This window comes from Hydrogenophaga sp. (genome assembly GCF_048549895.1).
GTDB lineage: Bacteria > Pseudomonadota > Gammaproteobacteria > Burkholderiales > Burkholderiaceae_C > Hydrogenophaga.
Genome location: NZ_JBLYYB010000020.1, coordinates 19,480 through 38,772, shown reverse-complemented (window position 1 = coordinate 38,772; position 19,293 = coordinate 19,480). Strand labels below are relative to the sequence as shown.

16 protein-coding genes are annotated in these 19,293 nt (G+C 66.4%); 7 read left to right on the top strand and 9 right to left on the bottom strand.

Going from position 1 to position 19,293, the window contains the following annotated elements:
• Positions 1 to 109: 109 nt before the first annotated feature.
• The 3 genes from ACN4F8_RS01800 to ACN4F8_RS01790 all read right to left on the bottom strand — a co-directional run bounded on the left by ACN4F8_RS01800 (position 110) and on the right by ACN4F8_RS01790 (position 3,123).
• Positions 110 to 1,021 (bottom strand): DMT family transporter, encoded by a 912-nt coding sequence (locus ACN4F8_RS01800; protein ID WP_419472011.1) that lies wholly within the window; start codon positions 1,019 to 1,021, stop codon positions 110 to 112.
• A gap of 99 nt (positions 1,022 to 1,120) precedes the next feature.
• Positions 1,121 to 1,621, bottom strand: coding sequence for a methylated-DNA--[protein]-cysteine S-methyltransferase (locus ACN4F8_RS01795; RefSeq protein ID WP_419472010.1), 501 nt, complete (start codon positions 1,619 to 1,621; stop codon positions 1,121 to 1,123).
• Positions 1,618 to 3,123 (bottom strand): DNA-3-methyladenine glycosylase 2 family protein, encoded by a 1,506-nt coding sequence (locus ACN4F8_RS01790; protein WP_419472009.1) that lies wholly within the window; start codon positions 3,121 to 3,123, stop codon positions 1,618 to 1,620. Before ACN4F8_RS01790 ends, ACN4F8_RS01795 begins: the two co-directional genes overlap by 4 nt.
• Positions 3,124 to 3,240: 117 nt before the next feature.
• Between ACN4F8_RS01790 and ACN4F8_RS01785 the strand changes: the two genes are divergently transcribed.
• Positions 3,241 to 4,623 (top strand): phosphomannomutase/phosphoglucomutase, encoded by a 1,383-nt coding sequence (locus tag ACN4F8_RS01785; RefSeq protein WP_419472008.1) that lies wholly within the window; start codon positions 3,241 to 3,243, stop codon positions 4,621 to 4,623.
• A gap of 6 nt (positions 4,624 to 4,629) precedes the next feature.
• Here the strand turns inward: ACN4F8_RS01785 and ACN4F8_RS01780 are convergent, their stop codons facing one another.
• Positions 4,630 to 5,907: a 3-deoxy-D-manno-octulosonic acid transferase gene (locus tag ACN4F8_RS01780; RefSeq protein ID WP_419472007.1), complete on the bottom strand. Its 1,278-nt coding sequence runs from the start codon at positions 5,905 to 5,907 to the stop codon at positions 4,630 to 4,632.
• Positions 5,904 to 7,301, bottom strand: coding sequence for a 3-deoxy-D-manno-octulosonic acid transferase (locus ACN4F8_RS01775; protein ID WP_419472006.1), 1,398 nt, complete (start codon positions 7,299 to 7,301; stop codon positions 5,904 to 5,906). Before ACN4F8_RS01775 ends, ACN4F8_RS01780 begins: the two co-directional genes overlap by 4 nt.
• Positions 7,302 to 7,437: 136 nt before the next feature.
• Here ACN4F8_RS01775 and ACN4F8_RS01770 point away from each other — a divergent pair, with 136 nt between their 5' ends.
• The 6 genes from ACN4F8_RS01770 to ACN4F8_RS01745 are packed head-to-tail and all read left to right on the top strand — an operon-like array spanning position 7,438 to position 13,578.
• Positions 7,438 to 8,127, top strand: coding sequence for a cytidylyltransferase domain-containing protein (locus ACN4F8_RS01770; RefSeq protein ID WP_419472005.1), 690 nt, complete (start codon positions 7,438 to 7,440; stop codon positions 8,125 to 8,127).
• A complete protein-coding gene (locus tag ACN4F8_RS01765) occupies positions 8,117 to 9,019 on the top strand; it encodes a hypothetical protein (RefSeq protein WP_419472004.1) in 903 nt (300 codons plus the stop codon). The genes ACN4F8_RS01770 and ACN4F8_RS01765 overlap by 11 nt, the downstream gene beginning before the upstream one ends.
• 30 nt (positions 9,020 to 9,049) lie before the next feature.
• Positions 9,050 to 10,102, top strand: coding sequence for an N-acetylneuraminate synthase family protein (locus ACN4F8_RS01760; RefSeq protein WP_419472003.1), 1,053 nt, complete (start codon positions 9,050 to 9,052; stop codon positions 10,100 to 10,102).
• A 5-nt stretch (positions 10,103 to 10,107) separates the two neighbouring features.
• Entirely contained in the window at positions 10,108 to 11,229 is a 1,122-nt protein-coding gene (gene neuC / locus ACN4F8_RS01755; protein WP_419472002.1) for a UDP-N-acetylglucosamine 2-epimerase, read from the top strand.
• Entirely contained in the window at positions 11,222 to 12,490 is a 1,269-nt protein-coding gene (locus tag ACN4F8_RS01750; RefSeq protein ID WP_419472001.1) for an O-antigen ligase family protein, read from the top strand. The genes neuC and ACN4F8_RS01750 overlap by 8 nt, the downstream gene beginning before the upstream one ends.
• Positions 12,487 to 13,578 carry a rhamnan synthesis F family protein gene (locus tag ACN4F8_RS01745; protein WP_419472000.1) on the top strand — a complete coding sequence of 364 codons (1,092 nt, stop codon included), beginning with the start codon at positions 12,487 to 12,489 and terminating at the stop codon, positions 13,576 to 13,578. The genes ACN4F8_RS01750 and ACN4F8_RS01745 overlap by 4 nt, the downstream gene beginning before the upstream one ends.
• A gap of 10 nt (positions 13,579 to 13,588) precedes the next feature.
• Here ACN4F8_RS01745 and ACN4F8_RS01740 read toward each other — a convergent pair whose 3' ends face one another.
• The 4 genes from ACN4F8_RS01740 to ACN4F8_RS01725 are packed head-to-tail and all read right to left on the bottom strand — an operon-like array spanning position 13,589 to position 19,291.
• Positions 13,589 to 14,947, bottom strand: coding sequence for a TolC family outer membrane protein (locus tag ACN4F8_RS01740; protein ID WP_419471999.1), 1,359 nt, complete (start codon positions 14,945 to 14,947; stop codon positions 13,589 to 13,591).
• A gap of 42 nt (positions 14,948 to 14,989) precedes the next feature.
• Positions 14,990 to 15,340 (bottom strand): rhodanese-like domain-containing protein, encoded by a 351-nt coding sequence (locus ACN4F8_RS01735; RefSeq protein ID WP_419471998.1) that lies wholly within the window; start codon positions 15,338 to 15,340, stop codon positions 14,990 to 14,992.
• 21 nt (positions 15,341 to 15,361) lie between these two features.
• On the bottom strand, positions 15,362 to 16,069 hold the full coding sequence (locus tag ACN4F8_RS01730; protein ID WP_419471997.1) for a protein-L-isoaspartate O-methyltransferase family protein: 708 nt from the start codon (positions 16,067 to 16,069) through the stop codon (positions 15,362 to 15,364).
• Between the two features lie 48 nt (positions 16,070 to 16,117).
• Positions 16,118 to 19,291: an efflux RND transporter permease subunit gene (locus ACN4F8_RS01725; RefSeq protein ID WP_419471996.1), complete on the bottom strand. Its 3,174-nt coding sequence runs from the start codon at positions 19,289 to 19,291 to the stop codon at positions 16,118 to 16,120.
• Positions 19,292 to 19,293: the final 2 nt, after the last annotated feature.

The following is a 19,293-nucleotide window of genomic DNA, read 5'->3' as shown; positions in this document are numbered from 1 at the left end:
CGGCCTGTCACGCCGGGGGTCGCGGGTTCGAGCCCCGTCCACTCCGCCAGTCAAGAATCAAGTCACCGCAGTCGCAAGACTCCGGTGATTTTTTTCGTCTGTTCCTCGGTCAGGTCGCCCGCTCCAGCCACCGAAACCGCACGAGCCCGGTGGAGAGCGCCGTGCCGCAGATGATCACCAGACCGCATCCCACCATCCACGGCGTGATGGTCTCGCTCAAAAACAGCGCGCCGTAGGCCAGTGCGAACACCGGCACGAGGAAGGTGACGGTGAGCGCCTTGCTCGGGCCAGCCTGTTCGATGATGTGAAAGAACAGGATGTAGGCGATGGATGTGCACAACAGCGCCACCGCCGCGACCGCGGCCCATGCCGTGAAGCTCACGGGCTCGGTGGGCCAGAACCACAGCATGGGCACCGCCAGGCCGAGCGCGGCGCCGATCTGGCTGCCGGTGGCGGTGGCCAAGGGGTGGGCGCCGGTGAGGTAACGCTTGGTGAAGCTGGCGGCCAGGCCATAACACAGGGTGGCGAGCAGGCAGGCCCCCATGGCCAGCAGCGTGATGCCGGTGGAGCCCGCGCCGGCCACGCCGGTGGCGCTGAAACCCGACTTGCCGAGCACCAGCAGCGTGACCCCGGCAAAACCAATGGCCAGGCCCAGCATGCGCGAGCCACCCGGACGGTCCTTGAGCCAGAGCCACGCAACGAGTGCACCCGTGAGCGGCACCGTGGCATTCAGGATGGAGGTCAACCCGGTGGTGATGTGCATCACCGCGAACGCGAACAGCATGAACGGGATGCCCGAGTTGAGCAGGCCGACGAACAGAATGGCTTTGGCGCGTTGGCGAAAGTCCGCCCAGACGCCTTTGACCAGAAACACCGGCAGCAGAAACAGCGCGGCCAGTGCCACCCGCAAGCCGGCGGTGGGCACGATGCCGAACTCGGAGGCACCCAATCGCATGAAGAGAAACGACGAACCCCAGAGGGCGGCGAGCAGGACAAATTCCAGGGCGAGGACGGGGTTCATGGCGTGAAAGTATGCATGCGCACTGTGGGCGTGCAGGGAGGACATTGATGCTGGATGGGAGCGCCATTGATGCGCCGCCCGACTAGGTGGCCGGATGTTTCAGAGCGGGGTGGCGCCTTCCAGCGACAGCAGAGCCGTCTTGCGTTCCAGACCGCCGGCGTAGCCGGTGAGCGAGCCGTCGGCACCCAGCACGCGGTGGCAGGGCACCACGATGCTGACCGGGTTGCGGCCCACCGCAGCGCCGAGCGCGCGCACGGCGGCGGGCTTGCCGATCGCGGCACTCAGGCTGCCGTAGCTGGTGGTGGCGCCGGGTGCAATGCGCAACAGCGCCTGCCACACCTGTTGCTGAAACGGCGTGCCGGCCTGCAAGTCCAGCGGCAGGTCGAAGGTGGTGCGCCGCCCCGCGAAATACTCGCCGAGTTGCTGGATGGCGGCTTGCAGCACGGGGTGCGCGGGATCGTGGCGCCAGGACGAGGCGTCGGGTCCGTGGCGCTGGCCGTCAAACCAGACACCGCTCAGGCCGCGCGGTGTGGCCGCCAGGGTCATGGCGCCCAGTGGGCTTTGCCATGCGGTGAAGACGGTGAGGGGATCGTGTTTCATGCGGATGCTCCTGTGGGTGAGACATGGCCAGCCGACCAGGCCCGGATGACGGCGTAGCTGCGCCAGGGTTTCCAGGCTTGTGACACGGCTTCGGCCTCGCGCCCCGGGTGTTTGTGGTCCTGCACGCCCAGGGCTTTGTGCAGCGCCACGTCGCCGGCAGGAAAGGCGTCGGGCCAGCGCAGCGCGCGCATGGCGATGTACTGAGCCGTCCAGTCGCCGATGCCGGGCAGTGCCTTGAGCGCGGTGATGGTGTCCGGCACATCAGCGCTGCCGTTGAGCACCAGGCCGTGTTCGGCCACGCCCCGCGCCAGCGCCACGATGGCGGCCTGGCGTTGTTTGACGATGCCCAGTTCGCCGAGCGCGTCGCCACCGGCCTGCGCCAGCACCTCGGGCGCCGGAAACAGCCGGGTGAGTTCCGCAAACGGTGTGTCGATGGGCTCGCCGAACCGGTTCACCAGCCGCTGCGCGAGCGTGCGCGCGGCCGCCACGGTGATCTGCTGGCCGAGCACGGCGCGCATCGCGAGTTCGAAGCCGTCGAGCGCGCCCGGCACACGCAGGCCGTTACCGGCCGGGAACGCGCCCTGCAGCACGGCGTTGATCGCGCTCGGGTCGGCGTCCAGGTCGAGCGCGGCGCGCAGGCGGTGGATCACCTGCGGCAGCACCTCGCGCAGCTCGTCGCTCACGCGCAGCATGAGCTGGCAACGCGCCTCATCGAACTCGGCCAGCAACCAGCCGCGGTGGCTGCGCTCGCCGATGTCCATGCGCAAGGTCTGCCCGAGGCGCAGCCTGTCGTCGACGAAGGCCACACCCTCGATCAGGCGCTGCCGGAAGAACGCCAGCGTGGCCGCCACGTCGTAGGGCGGCCGGTAGCCCAGGCGCACCGTGGTGCCCGGGCCGCTGTCGCGGCTGCTGGTCACGCGCCGCAGTTGGGTCGGGTTCAGGCGGTAGTGGTCGAGAAAGGCGGCGTTGAACCGCCGCACGCTCCCAAAGCCGCTGGCGAGCGCGATCTGGGTGACGGGCAGGTCGGTGTCGGCCAGCAGTTGTTTGGCGGTGAGCAGCTTGCGCGTGAGCAGGTATTGCAGCGGCGAGACACCGAGCCGGTCTTCGAACACGCGGCGCAGGTGGCGGTCGCTCACGCCCAGGCGCGCGGCCAGGCGTTCGCCCATGTTGCCTTCTGCATCGCGCCAGTGTTGCGGGTCGTCGAGCCAGAGCGTGGCCTGCTGCAGCAGGATGGCGGAGGCGTCTTCGGTGGACCAGTGGCGGTCCATCGGTGCCAGCTCGGGGCGGCAGCGCAGGCAGGGGCGAAAGCCCGCGTGCTCGGCCTGCGCCGCGTGCTCGAAGAAGCGGCAGTTCTCGCGCCGGGGTGTGCGCACGCGGCAGACCGGGCGGCAATAGATGCCGGTGGAGGTGACGGCGGTGAAGAACTGCCCGTCGAAGCGCGCGTCGTGCGAGCACAGCGCGCGGTAACAGGCGTCGTCGTCGATGCGGTCTGGGCGGTTCATGGCTGCCATGGTAGGCCGTTCGGATGGGCTTGGCTGGCCGTTTCCGGACATGTGCCTTTTGAGGCGTGAAAGGCCACTCCTACAATGGCCCAACCTCCCCGACCCCAGGACACCCCCATGCAAGTCACCCCTTCGATTTTCAAGGCCTACGACATCCGCGGCGTGACGCCCACCGCCCTCAACGAAGACGTGGCCGAGGCGTTGGGTCTGGCTTTCGGCACGCAGGCCATGAAGCTGGGCGAGAAGAGCGTGGCCGTGGGACGAGACGGGCGCTTGAGCGGCCCGGCCTTGTCGGCCGCGTTGATCCGTGGTCTGGTGGCCGCCGGTGTGGACGTGATCGACATCGGTCTGGCGACCACGCCCATGCTGTACTTTGCCGCCGCCACGCTGTGCACCAGCGGCATTCAGGTGACGGGCAGCCACAACCCCAAGGACTACAACGGATTCAAGATGGTGCTGGGTGGGCGCGCGATCTATGGCGACGACATCCAGGCGCTGCGCAAGACCATGGAAGCCGAATCACACACGCGCACCGACGGCGGGCGTGTGCGCCTGATCAACGTGCAGGCGGCCTACCAGGCCCGCATCGTGGGCGACATCAAACTCTCGCGCCCCATGAAGATCGTGGTGGATTGCGGCAACGGCGTGGCCGGTGCGTCGGCGCCCGCGATCTTTCGCGCGCTGGGTTGTGAGGTGGTTGAGCTTTTCAGCGAGGTGGACGGCAACTTTCCCAACCACCACCCCGACCCGAGCAAACCCGAGAACCTGCAGGACGTGATGCGCGCGCTGCGCGAGACCGACGCCGAGCTCGGCCTGGCGTTCGATGGCGACGGTGACCGCCTGGGCATCGTCACCAAAGAGGGCAACAACATCTACCCCGACCGCCAGATGATCCTGTTCTCGCAAGACGTGCTCTCGCGCGTGCCCGGTGGCGACATCGTGTTCGACGTGAAGTGCTCGCAGCGCCTTGCGCCGGCCATCGAAGCGGCTGGCGGCGTGGCCCACATCTACAAGACCGGCCATTCGCTGATCAAGGCCCGCATGAAGGAGCTGGACAGCCCGCTCGGTGGTGAGATGAGCGGCCACATCTTCTTCAAGGAACGTTGGTACGGCTTTGACGACGGCACCTACGCCGGTGCGCGCCTGCTCGAGATCGTGAGCCGCAGCCCGAACGCCAGCGCCGTGCTCAACGCCTTGCCCACCAGCTTCAGCACGCCCGAACTCAACGTGGCCTGCGCCGAGGGCGAGCCGCACGCGGTGGTGGACAAGCTGGTCGCGCTGGCGAAGTTCGACGCACCGGCCAAGCTCTCCACCATCGACGGTGTGCGGGTCGACTGGCCCGATGGTTTTGGGTTGATCCGTGCGTCCAACACCACGCCGGTGCTGGTGTTGCGCTTTGAGGGGCAGACCACCGAGGCGCTGCACCGCATTGAAGCGGTGATGCTGGCCTTGCTGAAAAGCGCCAAACCCGACGCCGTGGTGGGCGCCAGCGCCCACTGAACCCGATCAGCGCAAAGGCGGCAAAAGGGCCTGCACGCGCTCGATGACCGCTTCGGCCTGCGTGTCCACCAGGGCGGTGGTGTCCACGGGCCGGTTGGCGCTCCACACCACCGCCACTTCCAACGCCACATCGGCTTCGCTGTTCACCAGCCGGGCCTGGCGCAGGCCGCCGAGGCGCTCATAGCTCTCGGCAAAGTTCCACACATTCGGCCCATGCAGCACGGCGCAGCCCAGCGCCAGCGGCTCGTGCGGGTTGTGGCCACCCACGCTGGCGAACGAGCCGCCCACCAGCGCCACCGGCGCGAGTCGGTACCACAGGCCCATTTCGCCGATGGTGTCGGCGATGTAGACCGGGGCTTCGGTGGCGGTGTGGGCGCCGGTGCTGCGCAGGGGCACGTCTTGCAGGCCCGCGGCTGCCGCCAGCGATGCCACGTCAAGACCTCGTGCGGGCGCTCGCGGCGCAATGATCAGCAGCGCGTCGGGCCGCTCTTCGCGCAGCCGCGCGTGGGCTGCAAGCGCGAGTTCTTCTTCGCCGGGGTGGCTCGATGCCACCAACCACACCGGCCGGCCGGCGAGCGCTTGTTGCCAGGTGTCCAGATCGTCCGCATCACAAGCCAGCGGCGGCACCAACGCCTTGATCGTGCCGCTGATGGTGATGCGTTCGCGCGGCGCGCCGAGCACCACCAGCGCGTCGGCGGTGATTTCGTTTTGCGCAAACAGCTCGTGAAAACCCGGCAGCAGCGCCTGGTAGAGCCAGCGGCCCCAGCGGCGTTTGGCCAGCGATTCGGGCGACAGCCGCGCATTGACCAGGGCGCGTGGAATGGCGCGGGCGTCGGTCTCGGCGATCAGCGCCGGCCACAGGTCCATCTCGCACCACAGCGCCAGCGACGGCCGCCAGTGGTCCAGAAAACGCGACACCGCCTCGGGCGTGTCGACCGGGGCGAACTGGTGCTGGCAGCGCGCGGGCAGGCCGGTGCGGCGCAGCGCATCGCCAGAAGTCCGCGCGGTGGTGGTGATGAGGAAACTGCAGTCGGGTCGCTGCTCGGCCAACCGGGCGAACAGCCCGGCGAGTGCCATGGACTCACCCACGCCCACCGCGTGGCCCCACACCAGCACGCCGGTGGGACGGTCGGCGTATTCGCTGCCCAGCTTCTGCCGCACGCTGCGCGGCGTTTCCTTGCCGCGCAGCAAACGCCGCTGCAATCCCTTGCGCCACACCGGCGCCAGCCAGCCGGCCACCACCAGGTAGGCCCGCAGTGCCCAGGGCTGGCGCGTGCCCGTCATTGAGCTTCCAGCCAGGGCACCAGCGTGGCCATGTGTTTGGCGGTGGCGCCGCCGTGCTCGGCGTAGAAGGCTTCGGCGCCTGCGATGGCGCGCGCGTAGTCGGCGGGTGAGGTGAGCAGTTGCACCAGCGCGGCCGAGAGGCTGGCTATCGTCATGTGCTGTTGCAACACGCCCGCTGCCAATGCTTCCACGCCCGGGTACTCGATACCCCAGATGCTGTGGCCCACCATCACCGGCTTTTTGAGCGCCAGCGGCTCGATCACGTTGTGCGCGCCCAGGGGCACGAAGGACGCACCGACCACCACCACCTGCGAGAGCGCGAGGTAAAAATACATCTCGCCCAGCGAGTCGCCCATGAGCACGTCGATGCCGGCCATGTCGGGCGCATCGGGGGTGGGCTGCAGGGCAGCGTCGAGCATGCGGCTGCGCCGGGCCACGCGCAGGCCCGCGGCCTCGAACATCTGCACCACCGCATCAAACCGCTGCGGGCTGCGCGGCACGTAGACCACCAGCGGTGGCGGCAGGCCCGCCGCGTTCAGGCCTGCCTGCACCTGCCGAATGGCGTCGATGAACTGTTCGTCTTCGCCCACGATGGCGCTGGCGAAACACAGCACCGGCCGTTGCCCACTGGCGGCGGTGGCGAGCTGCCATGGCGCGAGCAGGGCAAGGGCTGCGGCGATCTGCTGCGGCGACACCGGCAGATCAAATCGGGTTTCGCCCGCGATCACCACGCGCTCACAACCCACGTCGCGAAAGCGCTGGGCGTGTGTTTCGGACTTGCAGAGCACCAGCTCGTAGGCCTGGAAGATGCCGGCGCGAAAGCCACCCCATTGGCGGTCGCGCACGATGCTTTTCTTGGGGTACTGGGCGTTGGCCATCGCCAGCGGCACCCCCCGGCGGCGGATGGTGGCCAGCAGCACTGGCCAGGTGTCGATCTCGGTCATGACCGCCGCGCGCGGCTGCACCCGGCGGATCAGGCGGCGCACCGCCCAGCCCAGCTCCAGCGGCACATAGCTCACCTGCAGCTGCTGCGCTGCAATCGCTTCGGCAAACAGCGTGTGGGCGGCGGTGCGGCCGGCCGGGGTGAGGGTGGTGATGAAAACCGGGTAGCCGGCGGCCAGCAGGGCGCGCACCAGTGGGGCGGCGCCGCGCATCTCGCCCATGGAGGCGGAATGCACCCACACCGGGCGGTCCAGCCCGGTCGGTGCGGCACCGAAACGTTCGTCCCAGTGCGCCCGGTACAACGGCTCGCGCTGACCGCGTTTCCACAAAAACAGCAGGAACACCGGCAGCAGCAGGTGCCACAGCATTTCGTACACGCCGATGAGCACGGACAGCCGCCAGCTGGGCGGAAAAGGGCGGGACGCTGTGCGTGTGGAAGTGGGGGAGGCCATCGGTGGAAACGAAACGGGTCGGGCGGGCTTGCCTGCGTGTCGCTCCAGGGGCTCCGGACGAAGGCCATTCAGTATAGTTACGCCCTTGGGCAGACCCGCACCGCGCGGCCTGCCTCCCCACACAGGAACACCACCGATGCCCCTTCCCACGCCGGCCTGGACCGCAGTCATTCCGCTGCGCGCCGGATCCAAGGGCCTGCCCTCGAAAAACATCCGCCCGCTGGCGGGCAAACCGCTGTACCGCCACGCGGTGGACCAGGCGCTGCAAGCCGGTGCCCAGCGCGTGGTGATCACCACCGACATCCCCGAGGTGCTCTGGGCCGAACTGCCCACCCAGGTGACGCTGGTGGAGCGCCCAGCCGAGCTGGCGGGCGACACCGTGCCCATGGCGCCGGTGTTGCAGCACGCACTGCAGAGTGCCGACTGCCACGGCACGGTGGTGCTGTTGCAGGCCACCTCGCCGCTGCGTCTTCGCAGCGACATCGAGGCCGCGCTGGCCGTGTTCGCTGGCGGCTATTTCGAACTCGTCATGTCGGTCACCAGCGCCGACCGGGGCGTGCTCAAGTGGGGCACGCTGCGCGGCAACCGTTTCCAGCCGTTGTCGGACCCGGCGCACTGCTTTGCCAACCGCCAGAGCCTGCCACCGGTGGTGCGGCCCAACGGCGCGTTGTACGTGTTGAACGCCGAACGTTTTGTGGCCAGCGGCAGTTTTGTCTCCGAGCGCATTGGCGTGGTGGAAATGCCGGCCGAGCGCAGCCAGGACATCGACTCGCTGGACGACTTCGAACGCTGCGAAGCCGCGCTGGAGGCTGCACATGGCCCATGAGATGAATACCGACTACGTGGACCTCTACACGGCGCCGACCTGGCAGTGCGTGATGATTTGCTGGGGTACCAAGTACTCGACCGCGCTCATCAACAACCTGGTGCGCAGCATCGCCGAGAAGGCATCCTCCCAGCCGCGCTTCATCCTGATTTCGGACCGGGAGCGGCCCGATCTGGCGGACCGCATCGAGCTGGTGCGGTTTCCCGAGTTTTGGCTGCAAGACCGGCTCAAGACCTCGGGCTGCCAGGCCAAGCTGGTGATGTTCGACCACGGCATTGTGCCCACCGACCTGCCCGCGATCTACGTGGATCTGGACACCATCGTGCTCGGCGACCTGGGCGCCGGGCTGGAACTGATGCAGAACAGCAAGACCGTGGCCATCCTGCAAAGCGCCATCATTCCGTTCGGCTGGATCGGGCGCACGCTGTACCGCTGGACCAAGCGCCGCCGTTATGCGCGCGGCAACTCGTCTTTCGTGATTTACCACCCGGCCGAATGCCACTTCATCGCCGAACGTTTCAAGGCGCTGCTGGAGCAAAACCCCGGGCTTGAATTCCGGCCCATGGCGGCCGACGAGCGCTTTATCAGCTGGGTGGCGCAAGAGCACATGGTGCGCATTCCCAACTCGTTTGCCGTCAAGTTTCCCGGTGAGTTCATGTTCTATTGGGGCTTCTGGCTCTACATCAAAGCCCGCTTGCCCTGGGTGCGCAGCCGCCGACAATCGTTGGTGGCGGTCACGCTCAACGGCCTGATGATCAAGCCCGAAAAACTGCTCTCGCTCAAAGAGGGTGACGTGATCGTTGACGAAAAGTCCCGCAAGCTGATCTGGAGCGAAAAGACGCTCGGCTTCATGCGCTCCAAAATCCAGGCGTTCTACGCCGGCTCCCTGTAATTCCCTGACGCCACCCGGCACGAGGCCCTCATGAAAATCGCCCACCGCGACATCTCCCCCAACCACCCTCCGCTGGTCGTGGCCGAAATCGGCATCAACCACGGCGGCAGCCTCGACGTGGCCAAAGGCATGGTGCAGGCTGCGCACCGCGCCGGCTGCGAGATGGTGAAACACCAGACGCATTTCGTCGACGACGAGATGACCGACGAGGCCAAACAGATCTTCCCGCCCAACGCCGACAAATCCATCTGGGACGTGATGGAAGAGTGCGCGCTATCCAAAGACGACGAGATATCGCTCAAGACCTACGCCGAGTCGCTCGGCATGATCTACATCTCCACGCCGTTCTCGCGCGCCGCAGCCGATTTCCTCAACGACATCGGCGTGTCCGCGTTCAAGATCGGTTCGGGCGAGTGCAACCACGTGCCGCTGATCCGCCACATCGCGAGTTTCGGCAAACCCGTCATCATGAGCACCGGCATGCAGACGATTGACGGCATGCGGCCGTCAGTGAAAGCGCTGGACGACGCGGGCGTGGACTACGCGCTGCTGGAGTGCACCAACCTCTACCCCTCGCCGCCCGAAATTGTCAGCCTGCAGGGCATCACCGAGCTGAAGAGCGCCTTCCCGCGTGCCGTCATCGGTTTCTCCGACCACAGCATCGGGCCCGAAATGGCGTTGTCGGCTGTGGCGCTGGGCGCCTGCATCCTGGAGCGCCACTTCACCGACACACGCTACCGCAAGGGCCCGGACATCTCCTGCTCCATGGACCCGGCCGAGCTCAAGTTCTTGATCGACCGCTCGCGCGAGATCCACACCGCGCTGCACAACCCCAAGGTGCGCACCGCGCCCGAAGAAGACGTGTACCGTTTTGCGCGCGGCTCCATGGTGGCCGACCGCGACCTGCCCGCCGGCCACGTGGTCACGCCCAGCGACATCTGGGCACGCCGCCCAGGGTCGGGTGAGATTTCGGTGCAGCACTTCGACCGCCTCGTGGGTGCGAAGCTCACGCGCGCCGTCAAACGCAACCAGCAGCTGTTGTGGAGCGATCTGGACGGTGTGAAACCCCTGGCCAACAGCTGATTCGAATGACCGCCAAACGACTGCTCTTCGTCACCGGCACCCGGGCCGATTTTGGCAAGCTCGAACCGCTCGCGCTGGCCGCCCAACAAGCCGGGTTCGCGGTGGGCTTTTTCATCACCGGCATGCACATGATGCGGCGCTACGGCGAAACGCGGCTGGAGGTGAAGCGCTTTCCCGGCGCCGAGTTTTTCGAGTTCGTGAACCAGCGCGAAGGCGATGCGCAGGACTTCATCCTCTCCAAGACCATTCTTGGGTTCTCCGATTTCGTTCACGAGCACCGGCCCGACCTCGTGGTGATTCACGGTGACCGCGTCGAAGCGCTGGCCGCGTCCATCGTCTGCGCCATGAAGTACATCCCGTCGGCGCACATCGAAGGCGGTGAAGTCTCGGGCACCATCGACGAGAGCATCCGCCACTGCAACACCAAACTCTGTGCCGCGCACTTCGTGAGCTCCGAAGGCGCGAAGCAGCGCGTGCTCGCGCTGGGTGAATCGCCCGAGAGTGTCTACAACATCGGCTCGCCCGAACTCGACACCCACGCGCGGCCTTCGGGTGTGACGCTGGCGCAGGTGAAGGAGCGCTACGCGATCCCGTTCGACGACTACGGCATCGTGATCTTCCACCCCGTGACCTCGGAGGCCGACACCATCGGTGCGCAGGCGCAGGCGCTGTTCGCGCGGCTGGAAGCCAGCGGGCGCCAATTCGTGGTGATCGCCCCCAACAACGACCCCGGCACCGAAGACATCTTTGCCGTGCTGGAGAAGCTGCCCAAGGAACGCTTCCGCCAGATCCCGTCGATGCGGTTCAACTACTTCTCCGAACTCATGAAAAACGCTTCGGCCATGGTGGGCAACAGCAGCGCGGGTGTGCGTGAGGCGCCGTTTCTCGGTGTGCCCAGCCTCGATGTGGGCACGCGGCAGAACCGGCGCGCCAGCGGTGCATCGATCACCGCGTGTTCGGCGATGGACCTTGCCGTGATCGACAGCTTCCTTCAGAACACCTGGGGACAGCGGTTTCAGACCGACACCACCTTCGGTGCCGGTCACGCCGCCGCCGGATTCGTGGAGGTGCTCAACCGCCCCGACTTCTGGCTCAAGCCACTGCAGAAGGCCTTTGCGGGTGACTGACTTTCACGCCTGGCGCGCGCGTTTCGAATCCGCCATGGACACCACCGCCAAAAGTGGCGCTGTGGTGTTGCTGCTCGGTGTGCCCACCTCGATTGCCCTGGTCAACATCGGCATCCTGCTGATCCTGATCGGCTGGTTGCTGTCGGGCCGGTGGCGCTGGAAGTTCGATGTGATCCGCCACCACCCGCTCACGCTGCCGGCCCTGCTGCTCAGCGCGTTGGTGCTGCTGGGCATCACCTACACCGATGCGCCCAAGGCCCACATCGCTCACCACCTGTACGTCTACAGCAAGCTGCCGCTCATGCTGATGCTGCTCACCTTGTTTCACGATTCCCGGTGGCAGCGCCGGGGTCTGCTGGTGTTTGCGGTGGGCTCGGTGGTCACGGTGGTGAGCACCTACGCCAACATCTGGTTCCAGGTGCCCTGGTCCGATTCGCACCAACAGGGATTGGGTGTCTCGCACCACGTGTTCAACGACTACATCGCGCAGGGTCTGGCCATGTCGTTCTTCACGGCGCTTGCGCTGGTGATCGCCATCGACGCGCGTGAAAAGTCGATCCGCTGGGCCTGGGTGTTGGTGGCTGCGTTCACGGTGTTCAGCATCACCCACCTGCTGCAGGGGCGCACCGGCCAGGTGGTGTTGCTCGCCATGGTCTGCGCGCTCGCTGCGGTGGCAGCGCCCGCGGCATGGCGTTGGCGCGCACTGGTCGTGGTGGCGCTGGCCACGGTGGCGCTGTTCCTCTCGTCGCCCCTGCTGCGCGAGCGTGTCATCACCCTGTTTGCCGAGTTCTCCCAGTACAAGGACACCGGCGTGTTCACCAACTCCACCGGTTACCGGCTGGACATGTGGAAAAACGCGCTCGAGATGTTCATGGACAGTCCTTTGTGGGGACACGGTACGGCGGGCTACCGCGTGTTGTCCGAGCAGATCTACGCCGATGCGGGTGTGTGTGCGGTCTCCTGTGTGCATCCCCACAACCAGTTTCTTCTCCTGGCGGTCGACTTCGGCGTGCTCGGCCTGGTCGGCTACGTGATGCTGCTCCAACGAGCCTGGGTGGCGGCCTTTGACCTGAGCGTGCGCTACCGCAACCTGCTGGTGGCGTTCCTCGCCATCCTGTTCGTCGACAGCTTCATCAACGGGCCGTTCTGGGTCACGACCGAGCGGCATCTGTTTGCCTCCGTGCTGCCCTTGCTGCTGGCCGGGTGGCGTCCACCCGCGTCTGAAACAGACGCGGTGCCAGCGCTGGAGCGCCCCGCATGATCCCGGCCTGGAAAATCCGCCGTGAGCTGGAAACCGCGCGCCAACAACTGCAGGCCATCCCCGAACGGCTGATCGGCCCGGCCCGACAGCGCCGGCTCGACAGCCAGTTCCCCAACGGCTTTCGCGTCATGAACGGTGCGGCGTCGCTGGGCCCCAAGGTGGCGATTTTTCTGGTGTACCAGCCGCGCGGCATGTCGGCCTCGGCGGTGGCGACTTGCCGACACCTGAGCGAGCGCGGTTACTCGGTGGTGCTGGTCGCCAACTCGCCGGTGTCTGCGGCCGACGAAGCGTTGCTCGGCCGTTGGGTCTGGCGCTTCGTCGAGCGCCCGAACTTTGGTTACGACTTCGGCGGTTACCGCGATGGCATCCGCCTGCTGTGGCATTGGTCGGTGTCGCCCGAGAGTTTGATCGTCCTCAACGACAGCGTGTGGTTTCCGCTGGATCAGAACGAGACCATGCTGGCATCGATGGAGGCGTCCAAGGCCGGCTTTCTGGGTGCGCTGCGGCATGTGGACCTGCCCGAAACGGACACCGAGCACGCCGGCATTTTTCTGTCGTACTTCTTCCTGATCAAACGCAGCGTGTTGACCTCGGAGGTCTTCATCAACTACTGGAACGGCTACGTGTCGACCAGCAACAAGTACCTGACCGTGCGGCGCGGCGAGCGCGGCTTCTCGCGCACGCTGTTTGCGGCCGGTGTGCCGAGTGAAGGCCTGTACTCCAGAGACCGCTTCATGGCGGCGGTGGAGCAGCAGCCAGCGGTTTTTCTGCGCCAGACCCTGGTGTACGGCGCCTACACCGACCCGGCGCTGGAGCAGGCGCGGAACGCGTTGCTGCAGAACGACGACACGTCAGAGGCTTGGCGCTTGCAGGCCATCGACCACATCCGCGTGGTGGTGAACAAGCGCAACTTTCACTCGTCTTTTTGCTTCGCCAGTATCCGCTTGCTGGGCATTCCCTTGCTCAAGAAAAACAAGGGGGAGCTGCAGGTGCGCATGCGCCACCAGTACCTGCGTGCGGTGAAGGCAGGCGATCTGCCCGCGCCCGAGGCGGCGGTGTTGGCCGAGATCGAAGCCAGCACCCGCTGAGGCGCGTGGCTCAGGGCGCCAACAACGAATTGATCGGCAACAAATCCTCAGGCACCAGCCGGCCGCTGGCCTGCTTCAGGCGCAGGCCGCCGAGCAGCACGTTGTAACGGGCCTGGGCCAAATCGCGTTTGGTCTGGAACAGCTGGCTTTGCGCGTTGAGCACGTCGATGTTGATGCGCACGCCCACCTGGTAGCCCAGACGGTTGGCGTCCAGGGCGCTCTGGCTGGAGGCTTCGGCAGCTTCCAGGGCTTTGGCCTGGCCCTGGCCCGAGATCACGCCGAGGAACGCGCTGCGTGTGGCCAGGTCAACGCCGCGCTTGGCGGCTTCCAGATCGGTGCGGGCCTTGTCTTCGAGCGCCAGCGTTTCCTTCACCCGGTTCTGGATGGCGTAGCCGGCGAACAGCGGCATGTTGAACTGCACACCCAGGCTGGTGTTGTTGCTGCGCACGGTGTTCTGGGCGAGCGTGTTGGTGGAGGGCGCGCGGGCCACCTGGTATTGCGCCACCAGGTCCACGGTGGGTTTGTGACCGGCTTCGGCTTTGCGAGTTTCCAGTTGCGCAATCTCCAGCCCGCGGGTGGCTTGCAGGATGGTGGGGTGTGTCTCGTCATTGAGGGCCACCCAGGCCTGCGGGTCGGCGGGTAACAGTGGGGGCAGCACCACTGGCGCCACCAGCGGTTTGGGCGTCACATCGGCCCGACCCACCAGCTGGTTGAGCGCGAGCTGTTTGACGCGCAGGTCGTTCTCGGCGGCGATTTCCTGCGCCACCACCAGATCGAAGCTGGCCTGCGCTTCGCGCGAGTCGGTCACGGTGGTGGTGCCGACTTCGAAGTTGCGTTTGGCCGCAGCGAGTTGTTCGGCCACAGCGGTTTTTTGCGCACGCACGAAAGCCAGCGTGTCGGTGGCGGCGAGCACGTCGAAGTAGGCCTGTGTGGTGCGCACGATCAGGTCCTGCTCGGCCAGGGCGAGGGTGGCCTTGGCCACGTCCACCGAGAGCAGCGCCTGGTCGTTGTTGAGTTTGTTGACCGGGCGGTACAGCGGCTGGCTGGCCGAGAGTGTGGCGCTCTGGCTGTTGCTGCTGGTGTCGGCGCCGCCGTTGATTTCACGACGTGCCCAGCTGGCGGCCGCGCCCAGGCCGACCTCGGGCAGCAGGCCGGCCTTGGCCTGGTCGGCGCGGAAGAGGTTGGCCTCATATTGCGAACGGGCCGCCAGGTAAGTGGCGTCAAAACCGCGCGCCGCTTCATAGAGCTCCACCAGACTCTGGGCCTGTGCGCCCGTGGCTGCACCCAGGGCCAAGCCGGCGGCCACGGCGAGCCGACTCAGAGAGAAAGGTCGGTGCCCTTGTGAAGCGGGTGCGTGCGGGACAGTCATGGAGTTCCTTTGAAACGGATGGCGGTGGATGGCAGGGCCGGTTCAATAGACCGGCACAGCGGGGTCGCGCTCCTGCGACCAGGCGTGTATGCCACCGTGGATGTTCACGATCTGTGTGAATCCCTGGTTCGTCAGAAAGTTCGCCACTTGTGCGCTGCGCATGCCGTGGTGGCACAGACAGGCGATGGGCAGGTCGCGGTCGAGCTCGTTGAGGCGCTCGGGCACGCTGCGCATGGGCATGTGGCGCAGCTCGAAGCCCTCGGCCTTGACGGACGCCGTCTGCAGCTCCCAGGGTTCGCGCACATCGAGCACCACCGGCAGGCTGCCGGGTGGCGTTGCGCCGGCCGCGTGCGCAAGCCAGTCATCAAGTTGCGCGGGTTGAATCGCTTTCATGGATGTCCTTGAGAGAAAACTTCAGAAGCAAAAGCTCGAAGGTTCAGGGAAGTTCAGCAGGCGCGGCGCCACGGTGTCCCAGGGCTGTGCGGTCTGGAACGAGGCATCGGCCACGCGGGTGACGATGGTGGCGCGCATCATCGGCTCATGGCCCACGATGGCGGCCAACCGGCCACCGGGCGCCAGCAAGGCGAGCAAGGCGGGTGGGATTTCGGCGACCGAGCCACTGAGCAGGATGGCGTCGAACGGGCCGCCCGCGCTGCAGGCGGCAAAGCCTTGCGCTGCGGCGTCTGCGAGTTTGACTTCCACGTTGGTGATGCCCGCGTTGCGCAGGTTCTCGCGCGCGGTGCCGGCCAGCACCGGATCGATCTCGACCGAGACCACGCTGTGCGCCAGGCTGGCCAGCAGGGCGGCCATGTGACCGCTGCCGCTGCCGACTTCCAGCACCTTGTCGGTGGGTTTGAGGTCCAGGTCCTGCAGCAGACGGGCTTCAACCTTCGGCGCCAGCATGCACTGACCGTCCACCGCGGGGTGGACCAGGGGCAGCTCCATGTCGGCAAAGGCCAGGGCGCGGTGCGCGGTGGGCACAAACGCCTCGCGGTGGATGCGCGACAGCAGTTCGAGCACCTGGGGGGAGAGCACCTCCCAGGGGCGGATCTGCTGCTCGATCATGTTGAAGCGGGCGTGGTCAAAGCCGGTGTGGATGGTGGGCGCGGGGGTGGTCGTCATGGAGTGGGCTCCTGGGGGCGTCTGGAAGATGAAAGGGATGGCTGGATTTTACGGAGCCGACGCCACCGGTGTGGCCGCGGTCATGCCGAGCTTGCGCCGGCACCACCGGGCGAGATCGTCCATGTAGCAGTACACCACCGGCACCACCACCAGGGTGAGCAGCGACGAGGTGATCACCCCGCCGATGACGGCCTGGCCCATGGGCGCGCGCTGTTCCGAGCCTTCGGTGAGCGCAAACGCCAGTGGCACCATGCCAAACACCATGGCCAGCGTGGTCATGAGGATGGGGCGCAGCCGCACGCGCGCGGCCAGCAGCAGGGCCGACTCGCGGTCTATCGGCGCTTCGCCCACCAGGCCGTTTCGCGCGCGGATCGCAAAGTCCACCAGCAGGATCGCGTTTTTGGTCACCAGGCCCATCAGCAGCACGATGCCGATGACCGAGAACATGCTCATGGTGGAGCCGAACATGAGCAGCGCCAGCGCCACGCCGATCAGCGTGAGCGGCAGCGCCGTCATGAGTGCCAGCGGCTGCAGAAAACTCTGGAACTGGCTGGCCAGGATCATGTAAATGAAGATGATGGCCAGGGCGAGCGCCGAGATGGCGTAGCCGAAGGACTCCTGCATGTTCTTGGTGGAGCCACCGAACTCGTAGCGGTAACCCGGTGGGAAGGGTGTGCTGTCGAGCACCTGCTTGATCTCGGCCGACACCTCGCCGGGTGAACGGCCGAACACGTTGGCGTTGATGGACACCTCGCGGTTGAGGTTGCGCCGGTTGATCTGGTTGGGGCCGGTGGAAGCCACCACCTCGGCCACCTGGCCCAGGCGCACCACGCGGGCCGTGCCGTCGGCCTCCGTGCCCACCATGAACGGCAGTTGTGCCAGGTCGCTCGCGCGCTCGCGCCCGCTGGCGGCCAGCTGCACGTTCACGTCGTAGCTCTCGCCGTTCTGCGCGCGCCAGTTGCCCACCGTGGTACCGGCCACCAGCGTGCGCAGCGCGCCGCCCACGGCGGCCACGTTCATGCCGGCATCTGAAGCCAGCTCGCGCCGCATCTTCACGTCCACCGTCGGCTTGTTGGGCTTCACGCTGGCGTCCAGATCGACCAGACCCACGATGGGGCGGATGCGCTCCATCACGGTGGCGCTCAGGCGCTCCAGCTCGGCCAGGTCGTCGCCTTGCAGCGAAAACTCCACCTGTTTGTTGCCACCCACGGCATCCAGCAGACCCACGTGCGTGACGGTGATGCCGGGCACGCTGCGCAAGCGCTCGCGCAGCTGGGCCGACATCGCGTCGGCGCTCAGGCTGCGGTCCTTGCGGTCGACCAGACGCACATACACGCTGGCGTACATGGTGCCCTGGGCGTTGCCGGTGTTGAGCGTGGACAGCGTGTACTTCACCTCGGGAAACTGGCGCAGGATGCCTTCGACCTCGCGCGTTTTGGCCTCGGTGGCCTGCAGCGACGAGCCCACCGGCGTGTGAAAACTCAGCGAGGTTTCCGAAAAGTCCGCCTTGGGCACGAACTCGGTGCCCAGCAGCGGCAGCACGAACAGGCTGCCGATGAAGGTGGCCAGCGCCACACCCAGCGTGGCCAGCTTGTGCTTGAGCGACCAGCGCAACGTGGTCTGGTAGGTGTCGGCCAGATCGTCCTGGAAACGGTCGAACCAGCCGGTGACACGGCCGATGGTCTTGTCGTAGAAGCTGCGCGGTGCATCGAGATGACCGTGCTTCTCTATTTCCGGGTCGTGCCACACCGACGACAGCATCGGGTCGAGCGTGAAGCTCACGAACATGGAGATGAGCACGGCCGCCACCATGGTGATGCCGAACTCGTGGAAGAACTTGCCGATGATGCCGCCCATGAAACCGATGGGCAGGAACACCGCCACGATGGAAAGCGTGGTGGCCAGCACGGCCAGGCCGATCTCCTGCGTGCCTTCCATGGCCGCGTTGAACGGCGTCTTGCCCATCTGCACGTGGCGCACGATGTTCTCGCGCACGACGATGGCGTCGTCGATCAGCAAACCCACCGAGAGCGTGAGCGCCATCAGCGTGATCATGTTGATGGTGAACCCGAAGAGGTTCATGAAGAAGAAGGTGCCGATCAGCGCAATGGGCAGCGTGAGGCCGGTGATGACGGTGGAGCGCCAGGAGTTCAGGAACAGAAACACGATCAACACCGTGAGCAGCGCGCCTTCGATCAGCGTGCGGCGCACGTTGTCCACCGACACGCGGATGGGGCGCGAACCGTCGGCGATCTGCTCCAGCCGGATGCCCGGTGGCAACTCGGCACGCAGCGTTTCCACCGCCGCTTTCAGGCCGTCGGTCACGGCGATGGTGTTCTCGTCCTGCGACTTCTGCACCTGCAGCAGCAGCGTGCGCTGGCCGTTGTAGAGCGCCAGGCTCTGCACTTCCTCGGTGCCGTCGTTGATGGTCGCCACCTGCGACAGGTGCACCGCCTGGCCGGCGCGGCGCGCCACGATGATGTCGCCAAAATCCTGCGGGTTCTGCAGGCGCGAGAGCACTTGCACCACACGCTCGCTCTCGCCGGTTTTCAACGTGCCCACGGGCAGGTCCTGGTTTTCGTTGCGCACGGCGCTGGTGACTTGCTCGGTGGTCACGCCCAGCGCTTCCATGGCCGAGGGGTCGAGCTCGATGTTGATGGCGCGCTGCGTGCCGCCCACCAGCGTGACCGAGCCCACCCCGCGCACGTTCTCCAGCCGCTTCTTGAAGGTCTGTTCGGCCCAGGTGGTGAGCTCCACCGCGCTGGGTGTCTTGCCGTTCACGGCTTCGGGAATGACCGCCACCGACCAGATGGAGCGCGCCGCCGGGTCAAAGCGCAGCACGCGCGGTTCTTCCACCTCGTCGCGCAGCAGCGGGCGCAGGATGCCGATCTTCTCGCGCACGTCTTCGGCCGCTTTTCGCCCGTCGATCGTGAGCTGGAATTCGATGATGACAACCGACGAACCTTCGTAGCTGCGTGAGGTCAGGGTGTTCACACCCGCCACCGCGTTCACGGCTTCTTCGACCTTCTTGGTGACTTCCGACTCCACGATCTCGGGCGAAGCACCCGGGTAGGCGGTGGTCACCACCACCACCGGAAAGTCGATGTTGGGGAACTGGTCCACCTGCAGGCGCTGGAACGAGAAGATGCCCAGCACCACGAAGGCGATCATCACCATGGTGGCGAACACCGGGTTGCGCAGGGAGACCTGGGTGAACCACATGG